The organism is Frateuria defendens (genome assembly GCF_001182895.1).
Classification (GTDB): Bacteria; Pseudomonadota; Gammaproteobacteria; order Xanthomonadales; family Rhodanobacteraceae; genus Frateuria_B; species Frateuria_B defendens.
The window spans coordinates 1-276 of the sequence record NZ_LFQR01000244.1 but is presented as its reverse complement, the minus strand read 5'-3'; the positions used below and the strand labels follow the sequence as shown (position 1 = coordinate 276).

Sequence of the window (276 nt, the reverse complement as noted above, 5' to 3'; positions counted from 1 at the left end):
AGGCGCTCGGCCGCGCCGCCCAGCCACCCGCCTGGCGCGCCGTGCGCGGCCAGCAGGCGCACCACCTCGTCCACGATCAGCTTGCCGACGTAGAGCGTGGCGACCGGCAGCAGCGCCCGCACCAGCCGGAGCGCGATGCTGCCCACGCAGAGCAGCGGGCTGGTCTGCCACACGCTGCGCAAGAATGGCGGCAAGTTGCGCAGCGCGGCGAAGCGCTCGCGCAGGTTCTGCTTCGGCGGCGGCTCGCCGTGCCAGCCCGGCCCCGGCGCGGCGCGT

The 276-nt window shown here is 76.4% G+C and carries 1 pseudogene; it reads right to left on the bottom strand.

The window, feature by feature from the left end:
• Nucleotides 1-224, bottom strand: a pseudogene (locus tag ACH65_RS20635) (ABC transporter ATP-binding protein); the annotation flags it as partial.
• Between the last annotated feature and the right edge of the window lie 52 nt (nucleotides 225-276).